Genomic DNA, 20,891 nt, shown 5'->3' on the forward strand with positions numbered 1-20,891 from the left:
GGGGTCAAGGGGCGTGCTGGGTGACGCTCTCGAGGTTGTTCAGCAGGAACCTGCGGTACTTTCGATCATCCTGATTCTTGGGTGTGGTGTGCGATTGTGGCGTTCCTGGGATCGTTCAGGGTGCGTGGGATGGCGTCTGTCCGGGCATCATGGCGTATATGGCGAACAACACTCAGGTGAATGGCGGACGCGGTGCGGCGAATGTGATCTTCGTGCACTGGCACGATCTCGGTCGGCATCTGACATGTTACGGCGCCGTCGGGGTCGAGAGTCCGGTACTTGATCAGCTGGCCGCCGACGGGATACTGCTGACGGCGGCACACGCGACGGCGCCGCTGTGCTCACCGGCGCGGGGTTCGCTGTTCACCGGGCAATATCCGCACCGTAACGGGCTTGTCGGCCTCGCCCACCATGGGTTCGCCTACCGGCCGGGCGTGCGGACGTTGCCATCGCGGTTGTCCGATCACGGATACCGGACGGTGCTGTTCGGTATGCAGCACGAAAGTACCGACCCGACCAGCCTTGGGTTCGACACCATCGACGTTTCCGATTCGCGATGCGACTATGTCGTCGAGCGCGCCGCCGAATGGATCGACGAGGTGGGCGTCGGCGATCAGCCGTTCTTCCTCACGGCGGGATTCTTTGAAACGCATCGGCCCTACCCGGAGGACGAGTACTCGCACGCCGATCCCGATGCCATCGGCGTACCGGACTTTCTGCCCGACACCGCAGACGTGCGTTCGGATCTCGCCGGGCTGCACGGCTCCATCGCCAAAGCCGATGCGGCAGTGGGGCGTCTGCTCGAATCCGTGGACAATGCGGGCCTTGCCGACAACACGTGGATCGTATTCGCCACCGACCATGGTCTTGCCTTTCCCCGCGCCAAGTCGACGCTGTACGCCGAGGGCACCGGAATCTCGTTCATCATCCGCCCTCCGCGTAGCTTCGGACATCCTGGCAGCGTCTACGACGGCCTGTTCTCCGGAGTCGACCTCACCCCGACGCTTCTCGACCTGCTCGGTCTCCCCATCCCCGCCGACGTCGACGGTCTCTCCCACGCAACCGAATTGCTGAAACCCTCGGCGTTGTCGGTTGATGTGCCCTCCTTGTCGGTTGATGTGCCTCCTTTGTCGGTTGAAGTACGACGAGCGCAAGCGACGAGCCTCGAAACCTCGCGAGCGGACAATGTCGTCTCACCAGGTTTCGAGGCTCGGTCGCGGGGCGACGTCACACCTCAACCAGCACGCGGGCGAGACGGTGGAGACATCTTGATCCCTGAGGGCGATGCGACGCAGGAGCGAGCGTCTCGAAGGGTCCGGCGAGACGAGAATCCTGACGCGCCCACCCCGATCCGCACCGCGGTCTTCACCGAGAAGACCTATCACGACGCGTTCGATCCGATCAGGGCGATCCGGACCAAGGAATACAGCTATATTGAGAACCTGGCGCCGCGTCCGCAATTGTTGTTGCCGCTCGATATCGCCGACAGTCAGTCGGCTCGGTCGCTGGACCCGCAATCCACAATTGTTCCCCGCGCGCAACGCGAACTGTACGACCTGCGTTTCGATCCGCGTGAGCGAAACAACCTCGCCGGCAATCCTGCCTACGCCGACATCGAAGCAGAACTGGCCGGAAGACTCGCGCAGTGGCGTTCGCGGACCGGTGACACGTTGCCCGGGACCGCGGTGGGCACCGAGATCGCCGCCGAGTTCATGCGCGCGTGGATGGCCCGCTCGGTGGATAAAGAACCAGGTGAGGAGGCTTTGCCGTCCCGCCGTCCGCTCGGTTCGCGCCGCGAACTCGACGGTGAGATCACCACCGAACCGTCGTCGTCGGCGCGGCGTGATCACGATTCGGTGAGGGCCCGTTGACCGACGGATCACGAGACTGTTCGTCCGCACAGCACATGGAGCGGTGATTGTAAAGAATTAGGTTCCGCAGGCGCGCAATTTCGGTGGTTGCGAGTCTGTTCCAGAGCAATAGGCTTCGGCGCTGTGAACGCGAACAATGCGTACCTGGTGTGCGCGAGCCAGCGCAGCGGCAGCACGCTGCTGGTGGAATCCCTTGCCGCGACCGGTGTTGCCGGCAGCCCCCAGGAGTTCTTCCAGTACTTCCCGACGTCGTCGCTGTCACCGCAGCCCCGTGAGTGGTTCGCCGGTGTCGACGACCCGGACATCATCGGGCTCCTCGACGAGAACGTGCCGGGCACAGTCGATACCCGCACCAGCGAGCAGTGGCGGGCCGCCGTACTGGCAGCCGGTGCCACCGGCAACGGCGTGTGGGGCGGCAAACTGATGTGGAATCAGACGCCACTGCTGGTCGGACGATCCCGCGTGGGTGACGGATCGCTGCGGGGCGCGATCCGGTGGCTGTTCGGCGGCACCGACCCGCTGTTCGTGCACGTGCACCGCGACAACCTGGCGAGCCAGGCGGTGTCGATGTGGCGGGCCGTGCAGACGCGGGTATGGCGCGACGACGGCAACTCCCACCTCGATGACAAGGCCGTCTACAACGCCGAGGGCGTCGCCCACCTGGCCCGTATCCTCGCCGACCAGGAACGCCGTTGGCGGGAATGGTTTGCGGCCGAGGACATCCCGGTGATCGATATCGAGTTCGGGCAACTCACCAAGGATCCCACCGGAACCACCGCGCAGGTGTTGCAGGCGCTGAACCTTGATCCGGCACTCGCCCCGCCGGCACCGCTCAAACCTCAGTCCAATGCGCGTTCCAAGGAATGGGTCACGCGCTACCGAGCCGACGCCGAACGAAACGGATACCCGCTATGACCGTCGAGACCGCCCCGTCCGTACCCGAGCCCGCCCTCGCCGAGGACGTCGAACACGTTCCCGCACTGCGGGTTCTGGAGGCCGAGGCGGTGCACATCATTCGCGAGGTGGTGGCCGAACTCGAACGTCCCGTACTGCTGTTCTCCGGCGGCAAGGACTCGATCGTGCTGCTGCACCTGGCGGAGAAGGCTTTCCGGCCGCACCCACTGCCGTTCCCGATCCTGCATGTGGACACCGGCCACAATTTCAGCGAGGTGATCGCGTTCCGTGACAAACGGGTCACCCCGACCACGGCGCGACCGGACGGTATCCGGCTGATCATCGCGTCGGTGCAGGAATCCATCGACACCGGTCGCGTCGCCGAGTCCACCGATCCGTCGGGTTCGCGGAACAGGCTGCAGACCCGCACCCTGCTCGACGCCCTCGAAAAGTACGGTTTCGACGCGGCTTTCGGCGGTGCTCGCCGCGACGAGGACCGGGCCCGCGCCAAGGAGCGGGTGTTCAGTTTCCGTGACGAATTCGGGCAGTGGGATCCGCGCGCACAGCGTCCCGAGCCGTGGTCGATCTACAACGGCCGAATCCGGCAGGGCGAATCGGTGCGGGTGTTCCCGCTGTCGAACTGGACCGAGCTCGACATCTGGCGCTACATCGAACTGGAGAACATCGATCTGCCGCCGATCTACTTCGCCTCGCAGCGTGATGTCTTCGAACGCGACGGGATTCTGCTGACTGTCTCGCCGTTCACTCATCCGCGGCCGGGGGAGACCGTGAACAACGAATGGGTGCGCTACCGCACCGTCGGCGACCTGACCATAACCGGCGCGGTCCGCTCCACCGCAACCACCCTGCCCGAGATCATCGCCGAGGTATCCGAGGCGACGGTCTCCGAACGCGGTGAAACCCGGGCCGACGACCGAACCTCCAGTGCCGCAATGGAAGACCGTAAACGCGAAGGATACTTCTGATGACCGTGACAGATCAGCCCGTTCCGCATCCGGCGGCCAACCGGCAGTTCCTGCGGCTGGCGACGGTCGGCAGCGTCGACGACGGCAAATCCACCCTGATCGGCCGGATCCTGCACGACACCGGCTCTCTGCCCACCGACCACATCGAGTCGGTGACCGGTGACGACGGGCAACTCGACCTGGCCGCCCTCTCGGACGGATTGCGGGCCGAACGCGAACAGGGCATCACCATCGACGTCGCGTACCGGTTCTTCTCCACTGACACCCGCAGCTACGTACTCGCCGACACCCCCGGCCACGAGCGGTACACCCGCAATACGTTCACCGGGGCATCGAATGCCCATGTGGCGGTGGTGCTTGTCGACGCCCAGCACGGTCTGCAGCGACAGACCCGCAGGCATGCGCGGATCGCCTCGCTCGTCGGCATCAAGCATGTGGTGGCCGCGGTCAACAAGATCGATCTGGTGGATTTCTCCGGAGAACGGTTCGCCGCGGTGAAGGCGGATCTGGACGAGTTGGCGCTGCAAGTAGGCATCGACGAGATCACCGCGATACCGGTCGCTGCCCGCCGCGGCGACAATGTGGTGCACCGTTCGCCGTCGACATCCTGGTACACCGGTCCGACGCTACTGGAATTCCTTGAAAGCATAGAACTTTCGGCTCCGTCGCCGCAGGCCCGGGAATTGCGGCTGCCGGTGCAGTACGCGTCGCGACCCAGCGCTGCGCATCGGCGTGTCTACAGCGGCCGCGTCGTCGCCGGCACCATTGCGGTGGGCGACGAGATCGCGGTCCTGCCGTCCGGTAGCCGCAGTATCGTCACCGCGCTCGACACGCTCGACGCCGCGCGCACGACAGGCGTTGCGGGACTGTCGGTGTCGGTGCAACTCGCCGACGACATCGATGTGGGTCGCGGTGACGTGATCGTCAGTGCCGCCGAGGACGCACACCTGCCGGTCGTGGCCCGTGAACTGGAGGCCACGGTGTGCTGGCTGGCCGAGAAGCCGCTGCACGCCGGAGACCGCGTGGCACTCAAACACGGTACGACGACGGTGCGAGCCACGGTACAGTCACTCGACCGGCGCCTGGATCCGGACAGCCTCATCGAGCAGGTGGGCCCGAGTTCGCTGGAACTCAACGACATCGGCACCGTCACCTTGCGTACGTCGTCGGTGGTGCTGGCGGACAAGTACTCCGAGAACCGCGACGGCGGCGCATTCGTCCTCATCGACGAGGCGTCGAATGAGACGGTGGCCGCGGGGACCATCAAGGACGCGCGGGAGGTGGTGCCCGGTAAGGCAACTCGCAACGACATCAAATGGCACCCGAGTTCGCTGGCCCGGAATGAACGGTGGCGCAAGACCGGTCAGCGCGGAGCCACGGTATGGCTCACGGGGCTGCCGGCCTCCGGCAAATCCACGCTGGCGGTCGCGCTGGAGAGGCTCCTGGTCACGCAAGGCCGGGTCGCGTATCTGCTCGACGGTGACAATATCCGTCACGGCATCTCCGACGACCTCGGCTTCTCACCCGGTGACCGCGCCGAGAACATCAGGCGCGTAGGACATCTGGCGCGACTGTTCGCCGACTCCGGGGTGATCGCGATCGCCTCGCTCGTTTCGCCGCTGCGGTCGGACCGGGAGATCGCGCGCGAACTCCATGACGCCGCCGACCTCGACTTCGTGGAAGTGCATGTGGCGACACCGGTTTCCGAATGCGAACGCCGAGATCCCAAGGGGCTCTACAAACGTGCTCGCGAGGGGACGTTGCGCGGTCTGACCGGCGTCGACGCTCCGTACGAGAAGCCAGAGAATCCGGACCTGAGATTCGACACCACCGGCGCCGACATCAACGACCTCGCTCAACGGATCGTCGGTGCGTTGACGGAACGGGGAATCCTCGACGGGGGTTAGGGTTCGAGGGGGTGGCGTCAGGTGTCGAAAGGTCACCGGACCCTTCGCGACCCTCGCTCCTTCGTCGCTTCGGCCTCAGGGATCAAGAAGATTGGTCCCTTCGGTCTCGGGGATCAAGAAGTTTGGTTGCTTTGGCCTCGGGGTTCGAGACGATTGTCGCTTCGGTGTGGTGAGGCCGGTCGGCCGTCTTGATCCTGGTCAAGGGGGTTGGTTGCTTTGACCTGGGGGCGGTTGGCCTTCTTGATCCCTGAGGGCGTCGCGCGAGCTTGCGAGCCGACGCGTCTCGAAGGGGCCGGTGAGTTGAGGCTCCTGGGTCAGCCCTCGAAAAGACGCTGGCCCCAGTATTCGTCCTTGCCCAAGCCGGGCGGGATGGCGAATGTGGCTGAGGCGTTGGGGATCAGGTATTCGGTCATCGCGTCCTTGCGGGACAGCTCTTGCTGCATCGGGACGAACTGCTTGGCGGTGTTGCGGTTGAACGCGATAAAGAACAGGCCTGCGTCGAGGTGGCCGAAGCCGTCCGAGCCGTCGGTGAAGTTGTAACCGCGGCGCAGCAGCCGCACGCCGATGTGTTTCTCGTGCGCCAGCCGCACGTGAGCATCCTTGGGAATCAACGGGACACCGTACGAGGTGATGTCGAAGTCGGGTTCGTCGAATTCCTTGTGCTGGCCCAGCGGTGCGCCGTTGCCCTTGAGGCGTCCGACGATCTGTTCTTGTTCGAGCAGATTGGCCCGGTCCCACGGCTCGATGTCCATGCGGATGCGGCGGGCCACCAGGTAGGTTCCACCGGTCATCCACTGTGCGGCAGGCGGATTGTCAGCCTTGTCGACCCACACCCATTTGTCGAGCAGTTCGGGTTCCTCGGCGTGCAGGTTGTTGGTTCCGTCCTTGAACCCGAACAGGTTTCGCGGAGTGGCCTGCGAAGTCGAGGTCGACGCGGTGCGGCCGAAGCCGAGCTGCGACCAGCGCACCGCCACCACACCCATCCCGATCCGGGCGAGGTTGCGGATGGCGTGGACCGCCACCTGAGGGTCGTCGGCGCACGCCTGAACGCAGATGTCGCCGTAGGAGCGTGAGGTCTCGATCTTCTCCGCGGCGAACATCGGGAGTTCGTCGAACCCGGTGGGTTTGCGGGCAGCGAGCCCGAATCGGTCGCGCTGCTTGGGATTCACCGACGTCGGCCCGAACAGGCTCGGCCCGAAGCCGATCGTCAGGGTCAGATGTGCCGACGTGAGACCGAGTGCCTCACCGGTGTCGGACGGGGGAGTGTAATCGCCGAGGCCGACCGCGCCGCCGGGCGTGGTCTCGTCTCCGTGGGTGAGCCGTTCGGCCGCCGCGGTCCATCCCTTGAGCATGGCGACGAGTTCGTCGCGTTTGTCGGTGATGACATCAAAGCTCGCGAAATGCAGCCGGTCCTGGGCTGCGGTGATTATGCCCGCCTGATGCTGCCCGCGGAACGGGACGACCTGATCGCCCGACGGACCGTCGTCGGGGGCAGTGGTCCGGCCGACGGCGAATCCGGTCGCGGCGACTGCGGCCACACCGACGCCCGCACCCGCGATCACCTTGCGGCGCGACACACCGTTACCCCGGTGGCCGCCCTCGGGTGCTTTCGCCTCCGGCACCTCCGGCGGTGAGGACTGGTCGTCGGTCATGGCTTCTCCTGAGTTGCTGCGCACCGGGCTGGTGACGACCGATGCGGAGTGTCGCTGTCACACCCGGATGACAGCGACACTCCGCGGTGTCGGACTACTGATTGTCGGACTACTAGTTGAGAACGAGACCGGGCACCTTCGACAGCGACGCCGACAGCGCGTCGATCTGGTTGGAGAATTCCTTGCGTTGCTCGGCGGTCACCTTGGTGTATGTGACGTAGCCGTCGCCTTCGCGGAACTTGTCGAGCGTGGCGCGCAGACCGTTGAACTGCTCGGTGATCTTGTCCATGAGCGCCTGGTCCTTGCCGGCGATGATCGGCTGTAGTTCGGCGATCAGCGTCTCCGAGCCGTCGACGTTGGCGGCGAAGTCCCACAGGTCGGTGTGCGAGTAGCGGTCCTCTTCGCCGTCGACCTTGGTGGCGGCGACCTCGTCGATCAGTGCCTGCGGGCCCGCGACGAACATACGGGTCTCGAAGCTGAAGTCGGACTTGCCGAGTTCGTCCTTGAGGGCGGTGACGTCTTTGAGCAGGCCGTCGGCGATCGCGGCGATCGCCTCCGCGTTGTCCTTGGCCTTGGCGTCGGCGGCGTCGTCGGGCGAGATCTGGCCGGGCTTGTCACCGATCTCCGCGGCCTGCGGGGGCCACAGGAAACGTTCGATGCGGTGGAAGCCGGTGAACTCGGTCTTGCCGCCCTCGGTGTCGTCCCAGCGCATGTCGATCTTGGGGTCGAGGTCGGGGAACGACTCGGCGACCGGCTCGATGCGCTCGTAGAAGGTGCGCACCTGGCCGAACATGGCGCGGGCGCCGTCCTGGTCGCCGCTCTTGACCTTGTTGGTGAAGTCGGTGACCTGTGCGACGAGGCCGTCGAGCTGGCCGCGCACGTAGTCCAAGTACCGTTCGCGGGCGGCGTTGACGTCGGCCGGTGCCTGCGACTTCTCCTTCTTGTCGCCGGTGACCTTGAGTTCCTTGCGGATGCCCGAGCCCACCATGCCCGGTTTGCAGGCGACGGTGTAGGTGCCCGGGTCGGTGATCTCGACGGTCAGATTGCCGGTGACGCCGGGGCCGATGTTCTCGACCTCGCCGAGAACCCGGTTGTTGTTGCCGTACACGTAGAACTCGGTCACCTTGGTGCCGTTGTTGGTGACGGAGAAGTCGACGTCTCCGGTCTGCGCCTCGGTGCTGTCGAGGTCACATTCGGTCTTGGTTGAGGTGACCTTGATGGCGTCCTCGTCGGCTTTGTCGGTACATCCGGCGAGGATCAGGGGGGTGGCCACCGCGAGCGAGATGAACGCGGCGGGTTTGGCAATGCGTTGAATCACCATGGATTCCTTTCAGATACCGGCACCGGATGCGGCCGGGGCTTGTGACGGGGGATCAGAGTCGGGGGAGGTGCTGCCCGCGGGTGCGTGCTTGGCCGCTGGGCGTCGATTGGCTCGCACGAACAATACGAGCACCACGACCAGATACACCGACCACGCGATCACCTGTAACACGGTGGGATCTGGCCGGAAGTTGAAGATTCCGGCCAGAAGTGTTCCGTACCACGAGGACTGGTCGTAGTGTGCGGAGAAATCGAACGCCATCGAATCGATCCCGGGCAGCCATCCATAGGTTTGCAGGGCCCGCACCCCGTACGACAGGATTCCCGCGGCGACCAGGATGAGGAAAAGCCCGGTGTAGAAGAAGAACTTGTGAAAGTCGAGATGGATGGCACCGCGGTAGATGAGCACCGTGAGGGCGATGGCGATCAGGACCCCGAGGACCAGCCCGATCAGTGGCCACAGCCCGCCCGACACACTTTCGGCGTAGCCCACCATCAGCAACGCGGTCTCGAAGCCTTCCCGGCCCACGGCGAGGAAGGCCAGACCCATCACCGCCGGACCGCCGCGCACCAGTGCGTCGGTCATTCCCGATTTCAGGTCCGAGGAAATGTGCACCGAGGCCTTGCTCATCCACAGAATCATCGTGGTCACGATCACCACGGCGACCAGCGAAGCGATTCCGGCGATCAATTCGGCGGTCAAATTGCTGATCGTCGAAGTACCCAGATGAATGATCAGAAACGCACCGAGGGTCATCGCCACCGCGAGGGCGACCCCGGCCCACACCCATTTCAATGCGTCCCGACGGTCCGATTTGATCAGGAATGCGATGAGGACCATGACGACAATGCCCGTTTCGAGACCTTCGCGAACTCCGATGAGGGCGCTGCCGAACAGTTGCGAGCCGACCGAGGGCCCATCCGCGAGAAGCAGGTTCATGCTGGTCCTTTGCTGTGCGCACCACCGTTGCGACCCGGAGACGGTTGGATTCGGTGAGGCTAACCACGCCTACGGTAATCCTCGGCGGTCGGGAACCGGAAGGGGGGACCCGGGAGTTGAACTGACGATAAGGACTTTGGGCGCACCCGGATGGGTATTCACGCCCACCGGGATCACGTTCCGGGTGCTGCGATGGGTGAAGTGGGGGTCATGAGTGAAGAAGGTAGCCGAAAGCCGGAGGAATCCGTGGGTGTTTCTAAGGGTGTCCTCAGTTCGGCCAGCCGGCCGCTCACCCGCGGCGGTGACCGCCGCGATCCTGGTCGTGATGGCAGTGGCTCTGGGAACGACCGCGTGCCTGAGTCTCCCGTCGCGGCCCGACATACCCGACAGCGAGCCGCCCGGCGTGGGAACTCCTCAGCCGTACATCGACATCAACGCCCCGGGGCGAACCGCGGACCTGCTCGCCGACTGGGCCGCGCCGATCGCGAAATCCACCCGGATCCCGGCCACCGCGCTGACCGCGTATGGGAACGCAGCCGAGATCCAGCGCCAGCAACATCCCGAATGCGGGATCGGCTGGACCACCCTGGCCGGGATCGCGGCCGTCGAGAGCAAACACGGTCGCCATCGGGGCGCCAGGATCGCCGCCGACGGTGACACCTCACCCCATATCCGTGGGGTCGCGCTCGACGGGACGCGCGGAAACCTGAAGATCACCGACACCGACGGCGGCCGACTCGACGGCGACGCGACCTACGACAGGGCGATGGGTCCGTTTCAGTTCATCCCCGAGACCTGGCAGCGCTACGGCGTCGACGCGAACGGCGACGGGAAGGCGAGCCCCGACAACCTCGACGACGCGGCGCTGTCGGCGGCCCGCTACCTGTGCGTTTCCGCGCACGGGGACATGACCACCCCGGAAGGCTGGGAGCGCGCGGTCCGCGTCTACAACAACTCCCGGCAGTACGTGCTCGACGTCCGCGACCACGCGAACGCCTACTCGATCAACGTGAGGTACTGACCACGCGCACACCATCAGGTCCGCAGCGCTCACCGGCCCGCGACCGTGTCGGTGCCCGGCTACCGGCGTCGTCAACTAGGCTTTTGGACATCCCGCGCCGGTACGTCGAGCGTGCCGGCATTTAGTTCACCGATAGGGGCGTGACTGTGGCAATCATCGATCAGGTAGGCGCGCGCGAGATTCTGGACTCGCGTGGCAACCCGACCGTCGAGGTCGAGGTTCTTCTCGACGACGGCACGCTCACCCGCGCGGCGGTTCCTTCGGGTGCCTCGACCGGCGAGCACGAGGCCGTCGAACTGCGTGACGGCGGTAGCCGGTACAACGGCAAGGGCGTGACCAAGGCGGTCCGCGGCGTGCTCGACGATCTCGGGCCCGCGGTAGTGGGTGCCGGACTGGACGCGACCGAACAGCGTCTGGTCGACCAGGTGCTCATCGACACCGACGGCACCCCCGACAAGGGCCGGCTCGGTGCGAACGCGATCCTGGGTGTGTCGCTGGCCGTGGCGAAGGCGGCCGCGCAGTCGGCCGACCTGGAGCTGTACCGCTACGTCGGCGGTCCCAACGCCCGGATCCTGCCGGTGCCGATGATGAACATCATCAACGGTGGCGAGCACGCCGACAACGGCATCGACTTCCAGGAGTTCATGATCGCCCCGATCGGCGCGAGCACCTTCAAGGAATCGCTGCAGTGGGGCGCCGAGGTGTACCACGCGCTCAAGTCGGTGCTGCACAAGCAGGGCCTGAACACCGCACTCGGTGACGAGGGTGGTTTCGCCCCCGACCTGCCGGGCACCGACGCCGCGATCGCCGTCATCGGCGAGGCCGTCGCGAAGGCCGGATTCAAGTTCGGCACCGACATCGCGATCGCCCTCGACGCCGCGTCCACCGAATTCTTCGCCGACGGCGTGTACTCCCTGGAAGGCAAGAAGCTCTCCAGCGACGATCTCGTCCCGTACTACGAGAAGCTCGTCGCCGACTTCCCGATCGTCTCGATCGAGGACGCCTTCGCCGAGGACGACTGGGACGGCTGGGCCAACCTCACCGCAGCCATCGGCGACAAGGTGCAGCTGGTGGGCGACGACCTGTTCGTCACCAACCCCGAACGCCTCGCCCTGGGCATCGAGAAGGGCATTGCCAACGCGCTGCTGGTGAAGGTCAACCAGATCGGCACCCTCACCGAGACTCTCGATGCGGTGGAGCTGGCCCACTTCTCCAACTACAAGACGATGATGAGTCACCGCTCGGGCGAGACCGAGGACACCACCATCGCCGATCTCGCCGTCGCCGTGGGCAGCGGCCAGATCAAGACCGGTGCCCCCGCCCGCAGCGAGCGCGTCGCCAAGTACAACCAGCTGCTGCGCATCGAGGAGGGTCTGGGCGATGCGGCACGCTACGCCGGTGACGCTGCCTTCCCCCGGTTTTCGGCAGGTTCATGATTAGCTAGGCCCTATGGCATCAGAGGGCAGACGGGCGGATCGGCGTGCCACGCGGGCGCGACGGTCCGCCCGTTCGCGTCCGTCGGTGTCGCGTCCGTCGGCGTCGGTCACCGAGCGGCGCTCGGCCATACCGTTCGACGTCGACGAACTCACCGATTCCGGCGAGCACGATCTCACCGAAGTGTTCAACCAGTCCGGCGACTATCCGCCGCCGCGCGGCACCGGACGCTCTCGTCTCGCGCCGCTGGACCGGGGTACCCGGACAGCCGCTGAGCCGGGCGACTCGGACGAGGACTCGGACGGCACGGAACCCGACGGCTCGTCCGGTGTGAAGGCCGGGGGAGCAGACGCAGGTGGGACCAAGACCAGGGCGCCGAAGACGTCCGGCTCGGCGAAGTCGTCGCGGGGCCGCGGGTCGAGCCGGAGGTCGAGGTCTGCGGCGTCGGGGCGCAAACATAGCGTGGTGGACCGGCTGGCCGGGCTGACGAATCGGTGGTCCAATCGGACGATCGGTATGGCGATGATTGTGATCGTCGCCGCGATCGCGGTGGCACTCACGTTGTCCGCGCCGCTGCGCAATTCGATGTCCGACCGGTCCGAGTTCGCGCGGCTGTCGGCATCGAACTCGGAGCTGCGCAAACAGATCGCCTACTATGAGCAGAAGATCAACGAGCAGAACGATCCCGCCTACATCGAAGCGCAGGCCCGGGAGCGTCTGCATTTTGTGTATCCGGGAGAGAAGGCCGTGGTGATGATGTACCCGGGCGATGATGCCCGGAAGGCCGCCGAACGCAAGGCCGCCGAACATGCCGACAACCCGTGGTACTCCAATCTCTGGCAAGCGGTGGCCACACCGCCGAAGAAGTGAGCGCATCGCAGGCCGACCTGGACGTCGTCGCACGTCAGCTCGGCCGTGAACCGCGAGGTGTCATCGAGATCGCCTACTACACCCCCGATGGTGTTCCTGCGGTGGTCAAGACCGCGCCCCGGCTACCCGACGGCACCCCGTTTCCGACGCTGTACTACCTGACCGATCCGCGGCTGACTGCCGAAGCGAGCCGCCTCGAATCGGCGGGGGTGATGCGGGATATGACCGCGCGCCTGGAAGCCGAGCCGGAGGTTGCCGCGGCATACCGCCGCGCGCACGAATCGTTCCTGGCCGAGCGTGACGCCATCGAATCCCTCGGCACCGACTTTTCCGGTGGCGGCATGCCCGACCGCGTCAAATGCCTGCACGTGCTCATCGCTCATTCGCTGGCGAAGGGGCCGGGGCTGAATCCTTTCGGCGACGAGGCGGTGGCTTTGGCCGGCCGGAACGGCTTGTCGGGCACCGCGATTCCCGCCGACTGGCCGGGTATCACCGATGACTGAGCGGTCCGCGATCGTCGGGGCCGTGGATTGCGGTACCAATTCGATCCGCTTGCTCGTGGCGCGGCCCGACGAGTCCGGTCGTCTTATCGACCTGCACCGCGAGATGCGGGTGGTGCGTCTCGGCGAGGGTGTCGACGCGACCGGCAGATTCCTCGACGAAGCGATCGAACGTACCCGCGTCGCGCTCGCCGACTACGTCGAGGTGATGATTTCCCAAGGCGTGCAACGGGTCCGGATGGTGGCCACATCGGCGACCCGAGACGCGGCCAACCGTGACGACTTCTTCGCGATGACGGCGCGATTGCTGGGCCGGGTGGTGCCGGGTGCGGTGGCCGAGGTGATCACCGGCGACGAGGAGGCGAGGCTGTCGTTCCGTGGGGCCGTCGGCGAGTTGGATCCGGCTGCGGGACCTTTCGTGGTCACCGATCTCGGTGGCGGCTCCACGGAGGTGGTGCTCGGCGACGCCGATGGCGTGCGGGCGGCCTACTCGGCCGACATCGGTTGCGTCCGGCTCACCGAACGTGCTCTGTACTCGGACCCACCCACGGCCGAAGAGCTAGTTGCCGCAACAGAATTCGCGTCGGAGAGGCTGGCTCAGGCATTTGCCGCGGTTCCCGTCGAACAGGCGCGGACCTGGGTGGGGGTGGCCGGCACCATGACCACGCTGTCGGCTATCGGGATGGGATTGCCCGAATACGATTCCGACGTAATCCACCTGTCCCGTATCTCGCTGCCCGACCTGAACTCCGTATGCGAGCGGCTGATCGCGATGACGAGGGCTGATCGCGCCGAACTCGGCCCGATGCATCCGGGCCGCGTCGACGTCATCGGCGGCGGTTCGCTGGTCACCATGCAACTGGCGCGGGAGTTTTCCGGGCGTGCGGGGATCACCGAACTCGTGGTCAGCGAACACGACATCCTCGACGGCATCGCCCTCGGTCGGTTGCCCCTTCTTGATCCCTGAGGAGCTGTCGGGCGAGCTTGCGAGCCGACCGTGTCTCGAACCCGCTCGTTCCGAGGTGCTCCGGTGAGGTGTCGGAAGGTCAACGGACCCTTCGAGACCCTCGCTCTTACCTCACTTCGGCCTTCAGGGATCACGATGGCCGGTCGCGTCACGCCGTTCGCAGGTTGATGTTGTTGCAGGCCTCGCACACCGACTCGGGGATAACGCCGCGCTGCTGCAGGAAGCCGAAGATCGTGCAGCCGAGGCAGAAGCCGAGAACAGCTTCGAGCGTGGCCGCGACCACGACGAGGCCGACGGTGATCTGGGCGGCGACACCCGCACCGGCCAGACTCAGGATCAGCGCGACCGTGGTGAGGACGAGTCCGATGGTTTGGGCGAATCGTTTCGGCGGGCCCGGCACCAGCTTGGTCTTGCGCCAGATCTTGGGCACGATGAACCGCACCGACAGCTGGCCGAACGGCGACAGCGTGGGCCCGGACATTACGCGCAACGCGAAGCCCAGGGCGAGCACCGCGTACAGCACCGGATGATCGACGATGATGGTGACCACGGCCAGCACCACGACCAGTCCCGCTGTGGAGCGGGCCGCGTAGTCGTTGACCGGGTTGGGGAAGGTGAACACGGAGGACGCCACCGGGTGAGACTAGCCGGGGCGGCGCAGGAACAACAGCGTTGTGGTCAGCGTGATTGTTGCTGCTCGGGCGATACGTCGAGGGCGGGCGGGTCGACGATCTCGGCGTCGAGGGTGGGTACCTCGAGGGGATCCTCGGTCAGCGCGGCGTCCGCGGCGTCGGTACCGGGGACATCGGTGTAGTCGTCGAGTTCGGGGTCGTCGGCGTCGACAACGCGGCGCGACTCGTCCTGTTTGGCCAGTTTCGCGGCCTCACGCATCTCGAAGCCGTCGGTGATGATGTCGCCGACCTCCCTGGCGACGTCGGCGACGGCCTTGGTGATGATGGTGGTGATCGAGCCCACGTGGACGGCGGTGGATTCGACCAGTTCCTGGATCATGTCCTTGTTGCGTTCGAGGCGGTCGACCATGTGAGTCCCTCTCTTCGATGATGCCGGTGTCACGACGATACCGCCCTCCACCGCGTCGAGCAGGTGCGGTGGAGGGCGGTTGTGAGCGTGGCGCAACCGATCAGGCTGCGGCTTCCTTCTTGCGTTCGATGTTGACGACGATGTCGTCGTCGTCGCGGGTCCAGGAGTTGGGCATCGACAGCTTGGCGATCTTGGTCCAGGTCGACCACAGCTGATGCCGGAACGAGCCGGTGTTGTAGGGCAGACCGTAGCGTTCGCAGATCTCCCGGACCTCGACGGCCATCGCCGGGTACCGGCTGGCGGGGATGTCGGGGAACAGGTGGTGTTCGATCTGGTGGCTCAGGTTGCCGCTCATGATGTGGAACAGGGTGCCGCCGTCGATGTTGGCCGAACCCAGCATCTGCCGCAGGTACCACTGGCCGCGGGTCTCGTTCTCGCACTCCTCCTTGGTGAAGGTCTGCGTGCCGGTGGGGAAGTGGCCGCAGAAGATGATCGAGTACGCCCAGATGTTGCGCACGATGTTGGCGGTGGCGTTGCCGAGCAGGGTGGACACGAACAGCGGGCCGGTCAGGACCGGGAACACGATGTAGTCCTTGAGTGCCTGCTTGCGGGCCTTGCGCCACATGCCCTTGGCCAGATGCTTGACGTCGGACCACTTGCGCTTGCCTGCGATCAGGTTGTCGGCTTCGAGGTCGTGCAGCATGACGCCCCACTCGAACAGCAGCATCAGCGCGGTCGCGTAGGCCAGGTTGCCCAGGTAGTAGGGGTTCCAATCCTGGTCGCGGGACATGCGCAGGACGCCGTAGCCGATGTCGCGGTCCATGTCGACGATGTTGGTGAACGTGTGGTGCAGGTAGTTGTGGCTGTGCTTCCACTGGTCGCCGGGGCACACGTTGTCCCACTCGAATTCTCGCGAGTTGTAGTTGTCCTCGCGCATCCAGTCGTACTGGCCGTGCATCACATTGTGGCCGATTTCCATGTTGTCGAGGATCTTCGACGCCGACAGCGCGGCGACGCCGGCGATCCACGCGGGCGGCAGGAAGCCGAGGTACAGCAGGCCTCGGCCGCCGACTTCGAGGCCGCGCTGCACGCGGACGATGTTGTACAGGTAGTCGCGGTCCTTCTGGCCGAGGTCTGCGACGACGCGGGCCCGTAGTTCGTCGAGTTCGCGGCCGAGTGCCTCGACCTGCTCGAAGGTCAGGTTGATCTCAGTGATGCGGTCGTCGCCGGCGGGCGTGGTGTCGGCAGGAGCGGTGTCGGCGACGGGCTTGCGGAATGAGTTGGGCTTGCGGAACGCAATGATGGGCGTTGCCATGATGGCTACCTCCGTGAAATCGATGGGTTTTAGTTACTAGAGTTCGATGTCGACGTCGCCGACCGGGGCGTTGACGCAGATCTGGATCTGGGCGTCGGCTTCGGTGTTGAGTTCGCCGGTGAGGACGTTGCGGGTGCAGCCGGTCTTCTTGACCGCGGTGCAGGAGAAGCAGATGCCCATCCGGCAGCCGGATGCGGGTTTGAGGCCGGCGGATTCGGCCTGGTCGAGGATGGTGCGTCCGTCGTTGGTGGCGTTGCTGCCGGCCTTGGTGAAGGACAGTTCGCCGGTGATGGGTTCGTTGGGGTCGACCGCGATCGGGGCGGCGAGCACGAATGCCTCGGAATGGACGTTGTTGGTGAGTCCGGCGTCGGTGACGTGCGCGGTGACCGCGTCCATGAGTGCGGGCGGGCCGCAGACGAACAGGTCGGCGTCGGCGAATCCGTCGATGTCCTCGAGGTGGGCCGCGGTGAAGTGCTCACCGGGGTTTTCGGCGTCGCCGCGGGTGTAGAACAGCCGCAGGTCGATGCCGTTGGCGGCGGCCAGGGCGGCGAGCTCGGCTCGGTAGGACACGTCGGCGGGGGTGCGGGCGTAGTGCAGGAAGGTGACGGGTCCGGTGAACTTCTTGGCGACCAGTGTACGCAGCATTGAGAGTACAGGTGTAACTCCGCTGCCGCCGCTGATGAAGACCGCCGATGTCAGCTGCGCCGGTAGGACGAACTCGCCCTGTGCCTGCGAGACGCCGAGCACCATTCCCTCGCGGGCGTTGTCCCGCAGGTAGGTGGAGACGAAGCCGTCGTCGTGGGCGGTGATGGTCAGTTCGATGGGGCTCCAGGCACCCGCCGAGGCGTTGGCCGGCGAGTAGCAGCGGCTGTGCCGGACTCCGTCGATGACGACGCTGAGCTGCAGGTACTGGCCTGCTTTGTGGCCTTTCCACTGGCGGGTCGGGCGGAGCGAGAGGCGCACTGTGCGCTCGGTGGGGCGGCTGACGCCGACGACCGTGGCGCGCACGTCGCGCCAGGTGAGGCTGGGGTCGACCAGTTCGAGGTAGCTGTCCACCGGATGCGGTGTGAGGGCGGCCTCCACGATCGAACCGACAAGCTTGGGAAGTCGAATACTCATCGGGGGCTCTCCGTTCGTTCTGTGTTCGCGAGAATGGGCGTGTTCTCGTTTTTGAGTGAACATCTGTACACGAATGAGTGTGGCACATGTACCGGTGTGGTGGTCAAGTGCGAACCGATGTGAGTGCTGTCACGCCCTGTGGTGTATGCGCCGATCGACCCGGAGGCGCTTGACGTGGGCGGTGTCGTCGTGGCCGCGCGGCACGACTTAGACTCGACTGCGTGACCCGTACCGGAAACTCGACCCGCACATCGCGTGGGCGGCGTGCCGAATCGGGCGATGGTGACGGGGGCGGCACCTCCCGCCCGGCTTCCACGCGCGCAGGCGCCGCACGTGCCGACCCCAAACGCGCCGACGCCGAGAGTCGCGCCGACCGCAAGAGCCGCACGCGTCAGGCGCTGCTCGACACCACGCTCGACCTGGTGTCCGAGCGCAGCTTCGCCAGCATCAGCCTGCGTGAGGTGGCGCGGGGCGCGGGTATCGTTCCCACCGCGTTCTACCGGCATTTCGCGTCGATGGAGGACCTGGGCGTCACCCTCGTCGAGGATTCGATGCGGGTGCTGCGCCGCACCTTGCGCGACGGTCGTCGCGACCTCGCCGCCCGGCAGGCGCTGCCCACTGTACGTACGTCGATCGACATCCTGTTCAACCAGGTCAGAGAGGACGAATCGGCGTTCCGCTTCCTGATCCGCGAACAACACGGTGGCGTCACCGAGGTCCGGCGCGCCATCGACACCGAACGCCGGTTGTTCGCCAAGGAACTGGCGATCGACCTGGCCCGGCTGCCGGATCTGTCGGCCTGGGACGCCGAAGATCTGGAAATGGTCGCCGATCTGATCGTGACGATCATGCTGACCTCGGTCGCGGAGTACCTCGACAGCGACTATCGGGGCAGAGGTCTGGAGCGCGAGGTGATCGACCGGGTCGAACGGCAACTGGTGCTGGTGTTCCTGGGCATGGACCGGTGGCGTTCGCGGCGTGATCACTGACGCCGGCGGTACAGAGGCGTCGGATTCGCCCCTGGGCGTCGATCAACCGGACGGGCTTTGCGGCTGACGCCTCGAATGTCCGAGTCCGTGAATATGCTGAGCGCATGACTGGGCAGAATCGGGCGGGAAGCATGTTCGGGCACTATCGCCTCGACGAACTCATCGGCCGCGGCGGTATGGGCGAGGTGTATCGCGCGTACGACACCGCCAAGGACCGCTTCGTCGCGCTGAAGATCCTGTCGCAGGGCCAGGCCGCCGATCCGACCTATCAGCAACGATTCCGCCGCGAGTCACAGGTGGTGGCGCGCCTCGGTGAGCCGCACATCATCCCCATTCACGACTGGGGCGAGATCGACGGCGTGCTGTACCTCGACATGCGCCTGGTGGACGGCAAGGACCTGCGCGCCGTGCTGCGGGACGGGGGAGCACTGAGCCCGGAGCGGGCGGTCGCCATCGTCGAGCAGGTCGCCGCCGCGCTCGACGCGGCCCATCGCGACGGACTGGTGCACCGCGACGTCAAGCCGGAAAATATCCTGTTGTCCGACAACGACTTCGCCCATCTCGTCGACTTCGGTATCGCGCACGCCGGTGACGACACCCGGCTCACCCAGGCCGGTAGCGCGATCGGGTCGCTGGCCTACATGGCGCCGGAGATGTTCGAGAACACCCCCATCACGGCGGCCTGTGACATCTACGCGTTGACGTGCGTGCTCTTCGAATGCCTGACGGGGCGGGTGCCGCATCCGGCGAGCACTGTCAGTTCGGCGATCAGGGCCGCGCTTTTCGACGCCCCGCCGCGGGTCAGCACCGTCAAGGCGGGAGTTCCGGCAAGTTTCGACACCGTCATCGAGACGGGACTGGCCACAGCCCCGGCACGCCGGTACGCCACGGGCCGCGACCTGGCTCACGCGTGCCGGGCCGCGCTCGCCGGTCCGGGGCAGGTGCCCCCGCCGGTTGCGGCACCACCTGGCTACGGTGCCGAGCAGTACCAGCAGACACAGATCCGCGGTGCCGCGCTGTCGGGGCCGGATCACTCGGGGCTCGATCACTCGGGGCCCGGCTATTCCGCAACGATTCCTCCCGGGTCGAATCCGTTTGGCGCGCAGAAGTATCCAACAGGACCGGGTGCGGGTCCGGGCACTGCGGGCTTCGGGTCGGGTGCGCCTGCCTCGGGCACCACCCCCTACGGCCCGTCCCAGCAGTTCGCGGCATCGCAGGGGACCGGTCCCTACGGTGGCGCGCCATACGGCACCGGGCCGCAGGGCACCGGACCTTATGTTCCCGCCGCGAGTCCGTATCGGACAGGGCCGCAAGGCTATCGGCCGTCCGGTGGCGGACGTGACCGCAATATGCTGATCCCGATCATCGGCATCATCGCCGTGGCGCTCGTCGGTCTGCTCGCAGTGGGCGGTTTTCTGTTGCTGAGCAAGGGTTCCGGAGACGGCTCACAGGAAGGGAAGTCGACGGCCTTGGTCACCACGACCGTGACGCCCACGCAGGACACGCAGGTGCAGACCACAACGACGGACCCCGGACCGCCGCCCAATACGTCGCAGTGCAACAGCGATGTCGGCGTCGGGACCGGCACGCCCACGAGCTGCGGGTTCGCGGTCAACGTCCGCGCCGCGTACCTGGCCGCCGGTCCCAAGGGGCAGGCGCGGGTGATCGTCGCGAGCAGTCCGATCACCGGCGACACCTACCGCATGTCCTGTGCCCCGGAAGGGGGGATCGTGGTGTGTCGTGGCGGAAACAACGCCGTCGTTCACATTTACTGAGAGGATGCGAATTCTTCACGGACCGGGTCGTCGCGCCGTGTTGGTCTCGGCCGCGGCGCTGATGATGACGGCGGGGGCGACGACCGGGTGCGGCGGCGGTGGTGACGGCGTGCCGCCGCCGGTGACGACGTCGACGGTAACGGTGACCGCGACGCCCGTCGGTGCCCCGGTACCGTCGCGGACGCCCACGTCATCAGCCTCGGCGCACCGGACCCTACTGGTGTCCGCCCTCGAAGGTGCGATCGGGCGTGCCGGTCAGCCGGTCGGCGTCGCGATCGTCCCGGTAGGGA

Annotated in this window: 18 protein-coding genes and 1 pseudogene; 12 read left to right on the forward strand and 7 right to left on the reverse strand. The window is 66.0% G+C overall.

Annotated elements, in window-relative coordinates; genetic code table 11:
- Nucleotides 1-158 precede the first annotated feature (158 nt).
- The 4 genes from KDB67_RS15365 (at nt 159) to cysC (ending at nt 5,658) form a co-directional block, all read left to right on the forward strand.
- Nucleotides 159-1,871 carry a sulfatase gene (locus KDB67_RS15365; protein WP_291017314.1) on the forward strand — a complete coding sequence of 571 codons (1,713 nt, stop codon included), beginning with the start codon at nt 159-161 and terminating at the stop codon, nt 1,869-1,871.
- Nucleotides 1,872-1,994: 123 nt separating this feature from the next.
- The gene (locus KDB67_RS15370) at nt 1,995-2,786 is read left to right on the forward strand and encodes a Stf0 family sulfotransferase (RefSeq protein WP_291017316.1); all 792 of its coding nucleotides are present in this window, start codon (nt 1,995-1,997) and stop codon (nt 2,784-2,786) included.
- Complete coding sequence (cysD, locus tag KDB67_RS15375) at nt 2,783-3,751, forward strand: sulfate adenylyltransferase subunit CysD (RefSeq protein ID WP_291017318.1); 969 nt, start codon at nt 2,783-2,785, stop codon at nt 3,749-3,751. Before KDB67_RS15370 ends, cysD begins: the two co-directional genes overlap by 4 nt.
- Entirely contained in the window at nt 3,751-5,658 is a 1,908-nt protein-coding gene (cysC, locus tag KDB67_RS15380) for an adenylyl-sulfate kinase (protein WP_291017320.1), read from the forward strand. Before cysD ends, cysC begins: the two co-directional genes overlap by 1 nt.
- A 314-nt stretch (nt 5,659-5,972) precedes the next feature.
- Here the strand turns inward: cysC and efeB are convergent, their stop codons facing one another.
- The 3 genes from efeB to efeU all read right to left on the reverse strand — a co-directional run bounded on the left by efeB (nt 5,973) and on the right by efeU (nt 9,570).
- Nucleotides 5,973-7,310 (reverse strand): iron uptake transporter deferrochelatase/peroxidase subunit, encoded by a 1,338-nt coding sequence (efeB, locus tag KDB67_RS15385; RefSeq protein WP_291017322.1) that lies wholly within the window; start codon nt 7,308-7,310, stop codon nt 5,973-5,975.
- A gap of 112 nt (nt 7,311-7,422) precedes the next feature.
- Complete coding sequence (efeO, locus tag KDB67_RS15390; RefSeq protein WP_291017324.1) at nt 7,423-8,631, reverse strand: iron uptake system protein EfeO; 1,209 nt, start codon at nt 8,629-8,631, stop codon at nt 7,423-7,425.
- 9 nt (nt 8,632-8,640) lie between these two features.
- A complete protein-coding gene (gene efeU, locus KDB67_RS15395) occupies nt 8,641-9,570 on the reverse strand; it encodes an iron uptake transporter permease EfeU (RefSeq protein ID WP_291017326.1) in 930 nt (309 codons plus the stop codon).
- Nucleotides 9,571-9,895: 325 nt separating this feature from the next.
- Here efeU and KDB67_RS15400 point away from each other — a divergent pair, with 325 nt between their 5' ends.
- The 5 genes from KDB67_RS15400 (at nt 9,896) to KDB67_RS15420 (ending at nt 14,362) form a co-directional block, all read left to right on the forward strand.
- Nucleotides 9,896-10,591: a lytic murein transglycosylase gene (locus KDB67_RS15400; protein ID WP_291017327.1), complete on the forward strand. Its 696-nt coding sequence runs from the start codon at nt 9,896-9,898 to the stop codon at nt 10,589-10,591.
- A 146-nt stretch (nt 10,592-10,737) separates the two neighbouring features.
- Nucleotides 10,738-12,027 carry a phosphopyruvate hydratase gene (gene eno / locus KDB67_RS15405; RefSeq protein ID WP_291017331.1) on the forward strand — a complete coding sequence of 430 codons (1,290 nt, stop codon included), beginning with the start codon at nt 10,738-10,740 and terminating at the stop codon, nt 12,025-12,027.
- A gap of 85 nt (nt 12,028-12,112) precedes the next feature.
- Nucleotides 12,113-12,895, forward strand: a complete 783-nt coding sequence (locus KDB67_RS15410; RefSeq protein ID WP_291017333.1) for a septum formation initiator family protein — start codon at nt 12,113-12,115, stop codon at nt 12,893-12,895.
- Nucleotides 12,892-13,398 carry a DUF501 domain-containing protein gene (locus KDB67_RS15415; protein WP_291017335.1) on the forward strand — a complete coding sequence of 169 codons (507 nt, stop codon included), beginning with the start codon at nt 12,892-12,894 and terminating at the stop codon, nt 13,396-13,398. The genes KDB67_RS15410 and KDB67_RS15415 overlap by 4 nt, the downstream gene beginning before the upstream one ends.
- A complete protein-coding gene (locus KDB67_RS15420) occupies nt 13,391-14,362 on the forward strand; it encodes a Ppx/GppA phosphatase family protein (RefSeq protein WP_291017337.1) in 972 nt (323 codons plus the stop codon). The genes KDB67_RS15415 and KDB67_RS15420 overlap by 8 nt, the downstream gene beginning before the upstream one ends.
- Nucleotides 14,363-14,510: 148 nt before the next feature.
- Here the strand turns inward: KDB67_RS15420 and KDB67_RS15425 are convergent, their stop codons facing one another.
- The 4 genes from KDB67_RS15425 to KDB67_RS15440 all read right to left on the reverse strand — a co-directional run bounded on the left by KDB67_RS15425 (nt 14,511) and on the right by KDB67_RS15440 (nt 17,837).
- Entirely contained in the window at nt 14,511-14,996 is a 486-nt protein-coding gene (locus KDB67_RS15425) for a DUF4395 domain-containing protein (protein WP_291017339.1), read from the reverse strand.
- Between the two features lie 44 nt (nt 14,997-15,040).
- Nucleotides 15,041-15,403 carry a hypothetical protein gene (locus KDB67_RS15430; protein WP_291017341.1) on the reverse strand — a complete coding sequence of 121 codons (363 nt, stop codon included), beginning with the start codon at nt 15,401-15,403 and terminating at the stop codon, nt 15,041-15,043.
- A 100-nt stretch (nt 15,404-15,503) separates the two neighbouring features.
- Nucleotides 15,504-16,718 (reverse strand): acyl-CoA desaturase, encoded by a 1,215-nt coding sequence (locus tag KDB67_RS15435; RefSeq protein ID WP_291017343.1) that lies wholly within the window; start codon nt 16,716-16,718, stop codon nt 15,504-15,506.
- Nucleotides 16,719-16,754: 36 nt separating this feature from the next.
- Entirely contained in the window at nt 16,755-17,837 is a 1,083-nt protein-coding gene (locus tag KDB67_RS15440; RefSeq protein ID WP_291017345.1) for an FAD-binding oxidoreductase, read from the reverse strand.
- Between the two features lie 221 nt (nt 17,838-18,058).
- On the opposite strand from KDB67_RS15440, the gene KDB67_RS15445 reads away from it, so the two are divergent.
- From KDB67_RS15445 to KDB67_RS15455, 3 genes and pseudogenes are all read left to right on the forward strand, one after another.
- Complete coding sequence (locus KDB67_RS15445; protein ID WP_291017347.1) at nt 18,059-18,826, forward strand: TetR family transcriptional regulator; 768 nt, start codon at nt 18,059-18,061, stop codon at nt 18,824-18,826.
- Between the two features lie 104 nt (nt 18,827-18,930).
- The gene (locus KDB67_RS15450; protein ID WP_291017349.1) at nt 18,931-20,601 is read left to right on the forward strand and encodes a serine/threonine-protein kinase; all 1,671 of its coding nucleotides are present in this window, start codon (nt 18,931-18,933) and stop codon (nt 20,599-20,601) included.
- 4 nt (nt 20,602-20,605) lie between these two features.
- A pseudogene (locus tag KDB67_RS15455) lies at nt 20,606-20,891 on the forward strand (hypothetical protein); the annotation flags it as partial.

It is taken from the genome of Gordonia sp. (in: high G+C Gram-positive bacteria), assembly GCF_020438995.1.
Lineage (GTDB): Bacteria > Actinomycetota > Actinomycetes > Mycobacteriales > Mycobacteriaceae > Gordonia.